Raw genomic sequence first — 13,229 nt, 5'->3', positions numbered from 1 at the left:
GCGCTTGGACGAATTGAGAAGAGACTGTCCGCCCATGGTATTTGCGCCCGATTTCGATCCGACCGATCCCGTCGCCGTCCTGACCGAGCTGATCCGCTGTCGGTCGGTGACGCCGAACGAGGGCGGGGCCTTGAGCGCCCTTCAGACGATGCTGGAGCCTCTCGGTTTCTCGGTCGATCGCCCGACGTTCTCGGATGCGGATACGCCGGATGTCGAGAACCTCTTCGCCGCGCGGGGCGCGGGGCCTCACCTGGTCTTTGCTGGTCACACGGATGTGGTGCCTCCGGGCGAAGAGGCCGATTGGCAGGTGCCACCCTTTTCGGCCGACATCGTCGATGGCGAACTCTACGGACGCGGTGCCGTGGACATGAAAGGCGGGATTGCCGCCTTCATCGCCGCTGTCGCGCGGCAGATCGCAGAGAACCGCATGCCCGAAGGGCGCGTCTCCCTTCTGATCACGGGCGACGAAGAGGGGCCGGCGGTCAATGGGACGGTCAAGCTTCTCGATTGGACGGTGAAGGAAAAGGGCGAGCGATTCGACGCCTGTCTCGTTGGCGAACCGACCAATCCGGACCGTCTTGGCGACATGATCAAGATCGGGCGGCGCGGATCGCTTTCGGCCGAAGTCGTGGTTCATGGAAGGCAAGGCCATGTCGCCTATCCCCATCTCGCCGACAATCCGCTGCGGACGGTTCTGTCCATCGGCGAATCGCTTCTCGCCGAGCCTTTGGACGAAGGAACCGAGGCGTTTCCGCCGTCCAATTGCGAGATCACCTCGATCGATACGGGGAACCCGTCCGTCAATGTTGTTCCCGCCCGGGCCCGCCTCTTCTTCAATGTGCGCTTTTCCGACGTCTGGACCTCCGAAAGCCTCAAGGCCGAGTTGACGCGTCGGATCGACGCGGGAGCGACAGGCGGGCGTTATCGCGCCGGCCGGGAGCCGGCCAAGGTCGAGATATCCTGGCGCGAAAGGCCCGCCGAGCCGTTTTTGACCCGCTCCGAGCCGCTGATCGAGGCGATTTCGGAGGCCGTCAAGGAGGTGACAGGATCGACGGCCAAGCTTTCCACCACTGGCGGTACGTCGGATGCGCGCTTTATCCGCTTTGTCTGCCCCGTTGTGGAGTTCGGCCTCGTGGGACAGACTATGCATATGACCGATGAGCGGGTTCCGCTTGCCGACCTGGAGGCGTTGACCGAGATCTATGACCAATTCATATCCCGCTGGTTCGCCGCCCAGCCCTAGCCTGATGCCGACCAAGGACGAGGTGCTGCGCTATTTCTCGGGCGTGGCTCTGATGATGCTGGGCCGCAAGGAAGGGCTCGCGCGGCTCGACATTTCGCCCGACGGCTTTTGGCAGTCCTTCTATGCGATCGCGATCGCCGCGCCGGCGATCGCCTTTTCTTGGATCGAATACGAATCGATGGAGCGATCCGGGCCGGTGAGCCATCTCGGCTCGTTCCAAGTCTATGGCGCCCATGCCTTAGCCGACGCGCTCGCCTGGCTGGTGCCAGTGCTCTTTCTGATGATGATCGCCAAGCGCATCGGCTATGGCCGGAAGGTCTCGCCGCTGGTGGTGGCGACGAATTGGGCGGGGGCGCTGATCGCTTGGGCGCTCGCCCCTTATCTCGCTCTCGTCGTGCTGTTCGGCATGAATGCCGGGCTCGCCATCGTCGGGACGATTCTGTCCTGGGCGACACTGATTCTGACGGCCCGTCTCATCCAGACCGTTGTCGGTGATTGGGCTGCCGCAATCGGCATCACGGTGTTGATGCTCGCCGCCGGGCTCGTCAGCTATGGCGCGGTGATCGATCTGACAGGTGTGCCATTGATCTGATGGGTCACGCGGCAGCGAGGGCGCTCGAAGCGTCCCGCTTGATGCGGTCGACCATGGCACGCAAGCCATTGGAGCGTTGCGGCGTCAGATGTTCGGCCAGGCCGAGGCGCGCGAAAACCGCCTCGGCATCGGTCTCCAGAATCTCCGGCGCGGTTCGGCCTGAAAACAGCGCCAGCGCCACGGCGACGAGGCCGCGCACGATATGGGCGTCGGACTGGCCGCGAAAGGTGACATGGGGCGGGGAGGCATCGTCGGTCGCGCTGACGAGCCAGACCTGGCTGACGCAGCCGCGCACCTTGCTCGCCTCGTTCATCTCCTCCTCCGACATGTCGGGAAGAGAGCGACCGAGTTCGATGAGATAGCGATAGCGGTCTTCCCAGTCATCTAAGAATTCGAAGTCCGAAACGATGTCGTCGATCGACGGCAAGGCGTGTCTCCCCATAGGATGTCTCGAAGGGCCAGTCGGCGTGCTTCGTGCTCTATCTAGGCGATGGGCGCCGTCATTTACAGCGGGGGGCGTGCCTGCGGAAGCGGTCCATTGGCAGGCAGCGGGGCTTCCCCGGATAGCTCCGCTTCGTCGAGCCGCCGAGGCGGGATCGATGCGGGTGGCGCGGATTGGTCGCTCGCGGGTGTCGCGGTCTGACGGGCCGCAAGCGCGGCCTCCAGCACCTTGCGGGCCATGCTCTGCTGATCCGGCGTCAGGCTGCCGGTGATGTCCGCCGCCCCCGCGCCACGGTCGAGAAGCGTTTCAGGATCGAGAGCGTTCAGTCGCGCGAGGGCTTCGACGAGGCCCGGCGACATCGTCTCGGGAAGGCCGTGACCCGAAGGGGCGGTGGTCGCGGCTTGCGGTCTAGGGGCTGGTGAGGACGCGCCGAGCGCGGGCACTCCGATGGCGGGAACCGCGCCAGGACCGGGCTCGGAGGATATGGCGAGATCATAGGCGATCGTCAGCCCGGTCTCGATCCGCGAGCGAACGAAGCCCGCAAGCTCGCCGCCGGTCTCGCAGGCGGCCGGCGCCCGGTCGCAAAAGGACAAGACGTCGGAGACGGCGGCCTGAATTCCGGCCGCGCTCTGCCAAAGATCGATCTCGGGCGCGGCGTCGTCGCTTGGGCCGAAACCTGGAATCAGCAGGGATCCAAGTCCGACAAGAAAGGCCGTCTTGAGAAGAAAGCGAATCATCGCCGATCAGCCGGTTGCCTATGTCTCGTTCAGGGCGCGACGCTTCCGGCGCGGTTTCGTCCAACGCGTCGCGGGCGCGAGTATCGGGCCAAAAGGGAAACGAAATCCTTCACTTCGCGGCGTCGGCCCGGCAAATATCTTTCTGGTCCGGTTCGCATAGGCCGCCAAAGGCGCCGAACGCCTTTGCCCGCAGGGTTTGGCGGGGGTCGGACCATGCCGCGGATCGCTCGGCCGGGACGGCGAAGTGACGGGACCGATTACAGTTTATGGCTTCCTTAAAATCTCCGAGACATGATCGGCCTCGAACCACGCCAAGGGCGGGTCTTTTGCTTCGGCGGACCCGCCGCAGACCGTGACGAGTGTGTAAGCGTATGGAACTTGTGTCGAGCCAAGCGGCGCGCACGCCCTGTGGTAAAGGCGAAGGGCCGGACAAGGCCGCCTCGGCCGGCCTGAGCGTCGTGCGCCGAGCGGCGACGAGCGGCTCTCATCGACGGCGTCTGATCCAAGCCCTTTTGGGTTTGGGCGCTGGGACCGCGATCCTGCCGCCGGTTATGGTTTCGGCGGACATGTCCGGGTTGATCGTTGCCCTGCCGCTCTTCATTGCCGGCCTTGCCGTTGGGGCCGCGGCCTTCGTCGCCAGCCGTTCGCAGAACGTCGCGGCGCCAGAGCCGGTGCGGATAACCTCGGCCGATAGCCAGGAGACATCCGCCCTTCCGATTGCCGACATCCTCGGCGTTCCGGCCTTTCTGGTCTCGGGTGCAGGACTCATCCATGGGGTGAACGAGGCCGGCTATCAGCTGCTGAAGCTTGCACCCGGCCGTCTCGATACGCCGCTTCTTCTCGATCTCCTCGCGCCGAGCGACCGTTCGGTCGCGATGGCGGCGCTCCATGCGGGTGAGAAGGAGGGGGCCGAGATCGAATTGCGGGACGGGAGCCGCCGCAGCCTCCATATCGTCAAGACGGAGGGCCCTGACCGGCATATCGCCCTTCTCTCGCCTTGCGCCCTGGCCGCGTCGGACACGGGGGAAAACCCGGCCGCGACCGTCGCAAGCGCAATGCTGGCAACCGTCAGCCACGAATTGCGCACGCCGCTCAACGCGATCATCGGCTTTTCGGGCATTCTGGAACAGGAGCTCTTCGGCGCTCTCGGCTCGGATCGACAGCGCGAATATGTGGATCTGATCCAGAAGTCCGGTCAGCATCTTCTGTCCGTCGTCAACGAGCTTCTGGACGTCTCGAAGATGCAGGCCGGCCGATACGAGTTGCGAAAGGAGCGCGTCGCCCTTTCGGAGATCGTGACGGAGGCGGTTTCGATGGTCCGCTGTAACGCCGAGACGAAGGGGCTGGAGCTGGATATTCGTTTTCCGGCCGCTCCGATCACCGTCGAGGCGGATCCGAGGGCGATGCGCCACATGTTGATCAATCTCCTCGCCAATGCGGTGAAGTTCACCGACGAGGGACTGGTTTGCCTGGAAGGGCGACTGGAGGACGAGGATCTCATCCTGACCGTCACCGATACCGGGATTGGCATCGATCCCGACCAGCTCGGCAAGCTGGGCCATCCCTTTGTCCAGGCCTCTTGCGGCCATGGACGCCATTTCGAGGGAACGGGGCTTGGCCTTGCCTATGTGAAGGGCATGGCCGAGCTGCATGGTGGCCTGATGCAGATCGAAAGCCATATCGGTCAGGGCACGTCCGTGACCCTTCGACTGCCGCTCACCGCGCGGCTCATCAATGACAATGAAGACAAGAACATCGTAGCGCTGGACCATGCCCGCAATCCGAATTTCAGAGACGAACGCCAGCCGTCGGTCCGCCGCTCGGCCTAGCCATTGGAGCCGGATCGCAGCCGTCGCGGGCCTTGTGGGGCACCGGACGGCGCGCGGTCTTGCCCGCAGGCCCGTGGCGTCGGCGAGTATCGCCGCCTTCGGCGTCTTCTTCGCCGCCGTGGCTGCAAATGCGCTGTGGGGCCAGACCGGCCGCCATGCCGCGCCTTTCATCGCGACGCGTGCGCCCCATGGCGTGGTCGAGACGACGGGCAGCATCGGCGATCCGACCCATCTCGCCCAACCTCTCGTCCAGGACGTCCAGCAGGCGCTGGCCGAGGCCGGTTATTATCGCGCGGCGATCGACGGGCGGCCGGGACCGGCGACCGAGGATGCGATCCGGCGGTTCCAGTCGGTCAACGGCCTCACCGCGACGGGGGAGGCGACGCCGCTTCTTCTGACGCAGATCCGCCAGATCGTCGCCTCGGCACCCAATCCGTCTCCGCGCCCTTATGGCGAAGAGGATGAGGCGAGTGCTGGGCGCGGCGGGCGCGTGGTGGATCCGGCGCAGATCGCGATGGCGAACACGACCGCCAGCGAACCGCTTCCCGACCAGATCGCCGGTGCCGAACTCGTCAAGCGAATCCAATCGGGACTGACGGCGGCGAGCGTCGCCGATCTGACGCCCGACGGCATCGTCGGCGAGCGCACGCGTTCGGCGATCCGCACCTTCGAGGCGCTGGAAGGCATGGACGTGACAGGCGAGCCTGACCGGCGCATTTTGGAGCGGCTGCGGGCGATCGGCGCGATCTGACGGGGCCGGGAGCGGCGGACCGAATCGACAGGGCTGCTTCTTCGGAGCGGCCCTTTTTGTTTGGCGCAGCAGTGATCGACGTTTTGAGAGCTCCCGCTGCCGTATCCCTTGTTCTCGGCATGTGAGCCGGGATAGGCCAAGCGCCTCGAAGGATCGATAAAGGCGCAGAGGCGGGGACATGCGGATCACGAGCGAACTCTTCGTCGCCCAATTGGTGCGCCGGGTCTTCAACGACGGCGGCTTTGCGGCTGTCGGCCGCAAGGGCGCGGATGCGGCGGGGGCGATCTTTATCCTCAATCGCGACCGGTTGGGTGAGGTGACTTTCTTCACACCGGCGATCCAAAGCCTTGTCGAGGATGGGTCGACGCGGCTCTTCATGCGCGAGGCGGCCTGCGGCGAAGCCGAGATCGACGCCCGGCTTCAGCGTGAGGCTCGGTTCGATCCCGATTTTTGGATTGTGGAGATCGAGGTGGACGATCCCGCGCGCTATCTCGAGATCGTCGAGATGGGTGACCCGAAAGCGGTTTGATCAGCCCGCCTCTCGCTTGAGGCTCGGCCTCGATCAGTCGCGCGTGCCCGTGCCGCGCCGATCATTGTCCTGACGGCGGCCAAAGGCTGCACGGCGCGATGGGGCGCCGCGCAGCGGCGTCAGGAGATCGGCGCTCAGCGGCTGAAGGGCAGGGGCATCGACCTTCATGCGCTCACGCGACGCGTAGGCGGCCATGGAGGCTTCGCTCGACAAAGCGTCGTAATCGGCCTTGGCTTTGGCGAAGGTTGCCACATTGGCAGCGATCGAGTGATCGACAAACATGAGAATGGTCAGTGCGTCCGGAGTCGACAGTCCAAGAGCCTTGAGAGCCGGAGCGAGATGCACCATGGCCGAGCCCTCGAAGAGACGGTCGATGGCAGCCGGGGGCAGGGCAAGTTCTCTTGAAAGGCCGGCGCGCAATCCGGCGCGGTCGCCCATGCGTGCGAAGGCGACAAGACGGTCGCCGAGCCGCTTCTGGACCATCGAACCATCGTTCGTATCCCGCAGGGGCGCGAAAGTGCTGTCGCCAGCGGGAGGATTGCCGGCGAGTTGGCGCAGAGCCCGGCGGGCTTCTTCCGTAGAGGCAGCGTGACGCGGCGGGCGGTTCGATGCGGCGGGCTCGGGCGCTTTCGTTTGCGATGGGGCTGTGGTGCGCACGGAGGCGCCGGCGGGCTTCGGGTGGCGCCTTGCGGTCTCGCCGATCTCCTGAGCGAGTGCAGCCGGGAGCGATGCTTTGTGGGCCTGAAGGAGGTGAGCGATCTCGCTCCGCGTCTCGTCCGAGAGGCGATCCCACAGCGGCTCAATGAGCTTTTGCAGCGTTTCGGTCTGCTTGCTGCGGGGATTGGCCACCGTCGCAAAGCTCAGTGCCGCGGCCATGGCGATCGCGTCGAAGCCGCTCTCGGGGCCGGACTTCTCCAGCGAACGGTAAAGACGCGGTAGCGGGCTCGGCATGGAGCGCTCCAATGGTTTATCGAAGGTTTCAACGATGGGAAGAATGCGGCAAGAATCCTTTGCAAGCCGTTAAGTCGTATGGTTAACGACGAATTGCCGCGCGTGCGTCGCGGGACTGGCGCAGTGTTGCAACAATCGCCTGCAAGTCTCTGAAAAATAGAAGTTATTAGTTATCAGTTCCGGCCTGCGAGGTGCGGGTGGAGGCCGTTCCCGCGGCGTCGAGCGGCGCGCAGGAGACGGTGCGCAGAAAGCTGTCCACAGCCGGGCGCTTGCTCTCCTCGTCGATCAGAATGCGCAGGGTCATATAGCCCTCCCCGACATCGACGACGACGGGGAGGCTGGTGTCCTCGCTGGTGAAAGGCGCCATGGCGTCGATAGCCTCGATCTGCTCGCGGGTGCCGACGATGAGATCGACCACGCCCTCGATCGCCGCCCGATCGTTGATGGAATAGAGATTATCGCCCTTGCGGTCGTAGATCGAGGTGGACCAGAAGCCGTCGAGGACGCCGGATGCGGCGATTTCCACCGGGCCATCCTCGAGCGAGAATCGGCAGCCGGCCACAACGAAAGCGGGGTCGATGAAGGAAAAGGCGTTGCGGGCGGCCTGACGCGGCGCGCTCGGCTGGCCCGACGTGTCGCGCAAGGGCGCGATTCGCACGACCTCATAGGGCGCACCGAGAGCGGAAATCCGCCCCCAGGCGTTGTTCTCGGCAACGCGCGGGACCATGAAGATGGTCGCGATATGCACGAGCCCGGCGCCGACGAGACCGACGAGAAGCGTGAGAATGATCCGGCCCATCGTTCAGCACCCGTCCGGCAAAATGGTCGGCAGTTCGAGACCGGCCGCCCCGGTGATGGCGCTAGCCGGCGTATCGTACAGGGCAAGGGTCAGGATGTATGGGCCTTGGCCAAGCGTTGCGAGCCAATTGCCGGCTCGAGCCTCTGGCCCGACCGCGATCTCGAAGCTGTTGTCTTCCGAGCGCAGAATCGAATTGGAGGTGAGCCAGCCGGGACGGCCGCTTTCCGGCAGAATGAGCTGACCTTCGTCCGTATGGGCCGAGAGTGTGAAGACCCGCGAGACGGGCGTGCGTCCCGAGAGACGATACTCGCATTCGCGTCGCAACCGGTTGCCGAGCGCATCGGTCTCGGCCTGAAACACGATGCCCTCGCCGCCGCCGAGGGTGAGCTGGGCCAGCTTGGCCCGCCGCGCCTTGGCGTAGGGATCGGCTTCCGGCGTTCCGGAAAAGGGGCTCGCACTCCAGGGGCCGACGCGCACGGCGTCGAAATTGGTGCCGTGTTCGACGGCCCATTGGGCACTCCAGCCGCCAAGCCCGAGAGCGATGGCGCAGACGACAAGGATCGAGAGGAGAAGACGCATCGACGCTTAGGGCTCAGACGAATTTCGGCATCAGTTGCTCGCGCTTCGATCGCGGCCCATGCCGTCTCCGGTTCCAACCGCGGAGGCATCGGCAAGCTTTTCGGCGATCAACGGCGGTAGACTGCGCAGCTCTTCGCCAATCGTCAGCATGATGTCTTCCGCCTCTTGGGTAAGGCCGGTCGGCCCGGTCGGAACCGGCGCGTCGTCGCCACGTTCCGCCACCTCACGCTCGCCCTCGGGGAACGGATTTTCGATATAGGGGATCGGCTTCAGCTCGATGCCCTGATGGGCCGCTTCCATGAAGCGTTGCCATGTCATGGCCGGCAGCGAGCCGCCGGTGACATTCTTGGTTGGGGCAAAGCTGTCATTGCCGAACCAGACGGCGGCCACGAAATTGCCGGTGAATCCGACAAACCAGCCGTCGCGATAGGACTGGGTGGTTCCGGTCTTGCCGGCGACGCGCGTCATGGAGAGTTGGGCGCGTCGCGCGGTGCCGTGTTCGGAAACGTTCACGAGCATCTCGTTCATGTATTTCGTCGCCTGCTCGCTGAGGATCCGGTGGCGCGGGGGCAGATCGCGGCGCGCATCCCAGACGATCCGGCCTTCGGCGTCGATCAGCTGGGTGATGGCATGACGATTGGAGCTCTCGCCGCCATTGGCGAAGACCGTATAGGCCGTCGCCTGGTCGAGAACGGTCACCTCCGAGGTGCCGAGCGCCATGGTCTTGTCGCCCCGCAACTCGGATTCGATGCCCATTTCGTGAGCGAGCTTCACCGTATTGTCCATGCCGACTTGGCGATAGAGCTTGACGGCCGGCACGTTCAGCGAGCGTGCCAGAGCGTTCTGGAGCGTGACGCGGCCGGAGAAGGAGCGGCCGTAATTCTGAGGCGACCAGTTGCCGATGGTCAGCGGGCTGTCGACGATGGTGTCGTCCGGTTTCATGCCGGCCTGCATGGCGGCGGCGTAGACATAGACCTTGAAGGACGAGCCCGGCTGACGCAGGGCCCGCGCGGCGCGGTTGAACTGGGAAATGCCGTAATCGCGCCCACCGACGATGGCACGCACGGCGCCGTCGCTGGCAAGGACGGCCATCGCCGCTTCGTCGACGCCGTAATTCTTGCCGAACTGGCGCAGGTGATACTCGACCGATTCGTCTGCCAGATCCTGAAGCTTCAGGTCGATGGTCGTGCGGGCCGTGAGATTGCGCACGCCGAGGTGATTGGTTTCGACGAGCCGCTGCACCTCGTCGAAGGCATAATCGAGGAAGTAGTCGGGCGAAGAGCGCTGGGAGCGATCGACGACGGAGGCCGGATGGCGGCGCGCGGCGACCACCTGGCCCTCGGTCATGAATTCGGCCTGGACCATATTGGTCAAGACCTCGTTGGCGCGGGCCCGGGCCGCCGGAAGATTGATGTGCGGGGCATATTTCGCCGGCGCCTTGAAAAGGCCCGCCAGCATCGCGGCCTCGGCGAGATTCACGTCCCGGATCGATTTGTCGAAATAGAACTCGGCGGCCGCTGCCGCACCGAAGCTGCCGCCGCCCATATAGGCGCGGTCGAGATACATGGAGAGAATCTCGCGCTTGGAGAGATTGGCCTCCAGCCACATCGAGAGGAACGCCTCGTTGATCTTGCGTTCCAGCGATTGTTCGGGCGTCAGAAAGACGTTCTTGGCGAGCTGCTGGGTCAGCGTCGAGCCGCCTTGCACCACGCCGCCGGCTCGCGCATTCTCGCCGAGCGCGCGCAACAGGCCGAAGAGATCGATGCCCCAATGATCGAAGAAGCGGCGGTCCTCCGTGGCCAGCACCGCCTTGATGAAGTGATCCGGCAGTTCGTCGATCGGCACCGCGGCCGCGCGGATGACGCCGCGGCGCCCGATCTCATTGCCCTTCCGATCGAGGAAGCTGACCGAATAGGCCGCTTCCTGGGGAAGACCGTTCGAGACCATCTCCATCGCGGGCTGGGCCAGGGCGAGAAGGAGCACGAAGCCGGCGAGGCCCAGCGTCAACCCTTCGCAGGCAAGCTCGACCATCACCCGGCTGAAGCCGCGGGCGCGCATGCGGCGCGACAGAATGGTCACGCTTTCCCACCATTGGACAAAACCATGCCAGACGCGGAACAAGGACGTATCGATCCAGGCGTCGACCTCGATCAGCCGCGAGGGAACACGTCTTTTGCGCTTCGGTTTCGTTTCGTCTACCACGCGATCACGCTGCCCATAGTCACGCCACTTCGCCTCGGTATGCCGTCGCCCAAGCCATGCGCCAGGTCGCGGAGGGTACCGTGAGCATAGGGCGCAGAGGCGTCGAGAGTTCCGTCACCTTATAAACATTGGCGACGAAAGTTGCGAGGCGAGGACATCAATTTTGGCCCTGAGTGATTCCGGCAACAGGCCCTTTTGGAAGGCCAAGACGCTCGAGGAGCTGTCGGACAAGGAGTGGGAGCAGCTCTGCGACGGCTGCGGCCGCTGCTGTCTGAACAAGCTGGAGGACTGGGATACCGGCGAGATCGTCTGGACGAATGTGGCCTGCACCCTGCTCGACGGAGAGGCTTGCCGCTGCAGCGATTACGACAACCGCCAGGCAACGGTGCCCGACTGTGTGCGCCTCGACCCGGAAGCGGTTCGCAGACTGAGCTGGCTGCCGCCGAGCTGCGCCTATCGGCTCGTGGCCGAGGGGCGAGACCTTTATTGGTGGCATCATTTGGTTTCGGGCGATCCTGACACGGTCCATGCCGCTGGCGTATCCGTGCGCGGGCGCACGGTCAGCGAGACTGGGATGGAACTCGAAGACTATGAGGACCACCTCGCCGAATGGCCCGGCATCGATCCCGGAAACGGCGATCGAAAAGCGATGCGACGAAATAAGAAAAAAGTCCTTGACAGCGTCACGGTCGAGGAGTAGGGTTCAGGCACAGTCGGAAAACTGCGAACGGCGGGGCATACAGCTCCGCCGTTTTGTTTTGGACGGTTTTCTCTCGACATGCGGTTGTTCGGGGAGGGTGTGGCTTGGCGGGGAACAGGCTCGTCGCAGAGCGCCTCATGGATCTTCTTCTGGTCGAGATCGGAACGGCGGAAGCGGTTTTCGAGGAAAATGGTCCTGAACCAGAGGCTGAGAGTCGATCGAAGGGAACGACGCGGCGCTCCGGCACCAAGGAGCGGATCGAGACCATCGGGCTTCTGGCCCGCACGCTCGAAAAGCTCATCGATCTGAAGCGGCTGGAAGCGGATGAGGGCCCGGATGGGCAGGAGGGGCCGGAGACAGAGCGGCTTCGCGACGAACTTCTTCGGCGTTTGAAACTCATGGAGCGGCGGCGTTTGGACGCGGCGCTGAAGGCCATGGTCGCGGAAGGGGCACCGGCCGATGGGGGGTGAGCGGTCCTCGGCCGGCTCCTTCACGAAGCGAACCGCGGACGAGACGCGATATTGGGACAAGGTGCGGAGCGTCGTCGACGGGTATTCCGGCGACGTGGCCCGCCAAGCAATGCCGCGCTGGGCAGAGATCGCGCGAGCCGAGCAGCTTCCGCCGCAGGGCGATTGGCGCAGCTGGCTGCTGATTGGGGGGCGCGGCTCGGGCAAGACGCGGGCGGGCGCCGAATGGGTGCGCGCTTTGGCGATGGGGGAGACGCCGTTTGCGTCCGGCCCTCATACGCGGATCGCATTGATCGCCGAGACGCTTGGCGATGCGCGCGAAGTGATGATCGAGGGCGAAAGCGGGCTGAAGGCGGTGTGTTTCACCGAGGCGCCGACCTATGAGGCGAGCCGACGCCGTCTCGTCTTTCCCAATGGGGCGGTGGCCCAGATCTTCTCGTCCGAAGATCCCGATTCGGTGCGCGGCTACCAGTTCGACGCCGCCTGGGGCGACGAACTCGGCAAATGGGTCAAGGCCGAGGAGACGTTCGACAATCTGATGTTGGCGCTGCGGCTTGGAGAGAAGCCGCGCGTTTTGTTCACGACGACCCCGCGGCCGGTGCCTGTGCTTGAACGGCTGATGGCAGAACCTGGAACGGCCGTCCAACGCATGCGCACGGCGGATAATGTCGCCAATCTCGCCCCAGGCTTCATGGCTGCGATGGAAGCCCGTTACGGTGGAACGCGGCTCGGCCGGCAGGAACTCGACGGAGAGATGCTGTCGGCGCGCGAGGATGCGTTGTTCGAACGCGACACCATCGAGCGGGGCCGGGTGAAGGCACCGCCGCCGCTCGGTCGGATTGTCGTCGCCATTGATCCGCCGGCCACCTCGACACAGAAAAGCGATGCTTGCGGAATTGTGGCGGCCGGCCGAGACGGGACAGGCGTCATCTATGTTCTGGCTGATCGGAGCCTGCGCGGGGCCAAGCCGCCCCAATGGGCCAAAGCCGCCGTCGCGCTCTATGATCGGCTCGGCGCCGACCGCATCGTCGCCGAGGTCAATCAGGGCGGCGACATGGTGGAAGCGGTTCTGCGCACGGTGCGCGCCGATATCCCCGTCGAGTGCGTGCGCGCCAGCCGCGGCAAATGGGTGCGGGCTGAGCCTGTGGCCGCGCTCTACGAGCAGGGGAAGGTGCGCCATGTGGGGCTCTTCCGCGAGCTCGAAGACGAGATGGCCGATTTCGGCCCCGATGGACTGTCCGGCGGACGTTCGCCCGATCGGCTCGATGCGCTGGTCTGGGCGGTGACGGCCCTGTCGGGCCTCGAAGCGGTGCCGCGCATCCGGGCGTTCTAAAGGACATCGCGGTTCAGATCACTTGGAGCGAAATGCGGTACATCGGGATCGCAATTCCGCTCTAAACCCTTGTTT

Annotated in this window: 14 protein-coding genes; 8 read left to right on the top strand and 6 right to left on the bottom strand. The window is 64.8% G+C overall.

The genetic code is table 11. The features are described from left to right. Positions 1–34 precede the first annotated feature (34 nt). A complete protein-coding gene (gene dapE / locus B9A15_RS08050) occupies positions 35–1,243 on the top strand; it encodes a succinyl-diaminopimelate desuccinylase (protein WP_084409530.1) in 1,209 nt (402 codons plus the stop codon). After that, on the top strand, positions 1,203–1,835 hold the full coding sequence (locus B9A15_RS08045) for a hypothetical protein (protein WP_244556846.1): 633 nt from the start codon (positions 1,203–1,205) through the stop codon (positions 1,833–1,835). The genes dapE and B9A15_RS08045 overlap by 41 nt, the downstream gene beginning before the upstream one ends. Before the next feature lie 4 nt (positions 1,836–1,839). On the opposite strand, the gene B9A15_RS08040 is transcribed toward B9A15_RS08045, so the two are convergent. Together B9A15_RS08040 and B9A15_RS08035 are read right to left on the bottom strand one after the other, a co-directional pair. Beyond that, positions 1,840–2,262 (bottom strand): SufE family protein, encoded by a 423-nt coding sequence (locus B9A15_RS08040; RefSeq protein WP_244556845.1) that lies wholly within the window; start codon positions 2,260–2,262, stop codon positions 1,840–1,842. A gap of 77 nt (positions 2,263–2,339) precedes the next feature. Next, the gene (locus B9A15_RS08035; RefSeq protein WP_084409527.1) at positions 2,340–3,014 is read right to left on the bottom strand and encodes a DUF5330 domain-containing protein; all 675 of its coding nucleotides are present in this window, start codon (positions 3,012–3,014) and stop codon (positions 2,340–2,342) included. A 371-nt stretch (positions 3,015–3,385) separates the two neighbouring features. On the opposite strand from B9A15_RS08035, the gene B9A15_RS08030 reads away from it, so the two are divergent. From B9A15_RS08030 to B9A15_RS08020, 3 genes are all read left to right on the top strand, one after another. Beyond that, positions 3,386–4,843, top strand: coding sequence for a sensor histidine kinase (locus B9A15_RS08030; protein ID WP_084409526.1), 1,458 nt, complete (start codon positions 3,386–3,388; stop codon positions 4,841–4,843). A gap of 73 nt (positions 4,844–4,916) precedes the next feature. Then, positions 4,917–5,594, top strand: a complete 678-nt coding sequence (locus B9A15_RS08025) for a peptidoglycan-binding domain-containing protein (protein WP_170923207.1) — start codon at positions 4,917–4,919, stop codon at positions 5,592–5,594. 178 nt (positions 5,595–5,772) lie between these two features. Further along, a complete protein-coding gene (locus B9A15_RS08020; RefSeq protein ID WP_084409524.1) occupies positions 5,773–6,123 on the top strand; it encodes a DUF1491 family protein in 351 nt (116 codons plus the stop codon). A gap of 33 nt (positions 6,124–6,156) precedes the next feature. Here the strand turns inward: B9A15_RS08020 and B9A15_RS08015 are convergent, their stop codons facing one another. The 4 genes from B9A15_RS08015 to B9A15_RS08000 all read right to left on the bottom strand — a co-directional run bounded on the left by B9A15_RS08015 (position 6,157) and on the right by B9A15_RS08000 (position 10,654). Beyond that, positions 6,157–7,074: a DUF2336 domain-containing protein gene (locus B9A15_RS08015; RefSeq protein WP_139798269.1), complete on the bottom strand. Its 918-nt coding sequence runs from the start codon at positions 7,072–7,074 to the stop codon at positions 6,157–6,159. Positions 7,075–7,240: 166 nt separating this feature from the next. Then, the gene (locus tag B9A15_RS08010; protein ID WP_084409522.1) at positions 7,241–7,873 is read right to left on the bottom strand and encodes a DUF1254 domain-containing protein; all 633 of its coding nucleotides are present in this window, start codon (positions 7,871–7,873) and stop codon (positions 7,241–7,243) included. A 3-nt stretch (positions 7,874–7,876) separates the two neighbouring features. Then, positions 7,877–8,452 carry a DUF1214 domain-containing protein gene (locus tag B9A15_RS08005; RefSeq protein ID WP_084409521.1) on the bottom strand — a complete coding sequence of 192 codons (576 nt, stop codon included), beginning with the start codon at positions 8,450–8,452 and terminating at the stop codon, positions 7,877–7,879. Between the two features lie 30 nt (positions 8,453–8,482). Then, a complete protein-coding gene (locus B9A15_RS08000) occupies positions 8,483–10,654 on the bottom strand; it encodes a transglycosylase domain-containing protein (RefSeq protein WP_084409520.1) in 2,172 nt (723 codons plus the stop codon). Between the two features lie 169 nt (positions 10,655–10,823). On the opposite strand from B9A15_RS08000, the gene B9A15_RS07995 reads away from it, so the two are divergent. The 3 genes from B9A15_RS07995 to B9A15_RS07985 all read left to right on the top strand — a co-directional run bounded on the left by B9A15_RS07995 (position 10,824) and on the right by B9A15_RS07985 (position 13,154). Then, complete coding sequence (locus tag B9A15_RS07995) at positions 10,824–11,354, top strand: YcgN family cysteine cluster protein (RefSeq protein ID WP_084409651.1); 531 nt, start codon at positions 10,824–10,826, stop codon at positions 11,352–11,354. A 104-nt stretch (positions 11,355–11,458) separates the two neighbouring features. Beyond that, the gene (locus tag B9A15_RS07990; RefSeq protein ID WP_139798268.1) at positions 11,459–11,824 is read left to right on the top strand and encodes a hypothetical protein; all 366 of its coding nucleotides are present in this window, start codon (positions 11,459–11,461) and stop codon (positions 11,822–11,824) included. 109 nt (positions 11,825–11,933) lie between these two features. Beyond that, positions 11,934–13,154, top strand: coding sequence for a DNA-packaging protein (locus B9A15_RS07985; RefSeq protein WP_084409650.1), 1,221 nt, complete (start codon positions 11,934–11,936; stop codon positions 13,152–13,154). The last annotated feature ends 75 nt before the right edge of the window (positions 13,155–13,229 follow it).

Source organism: Fulvimarina manganoxydans (genome assembly GCF_900176465.1).
GTDB lineage: Bacteria > Pseudomonadota > Alphaproteobacteria > Rhizobiales > Rhizobiaceae > Fulvimarina > Fulvimarina manganoxydans.
The sequence above is the reverse complement of the archived record's forward strand: the minus strand, read 5'-3'. Positions and strand labels throughout refer to the sequence as shown.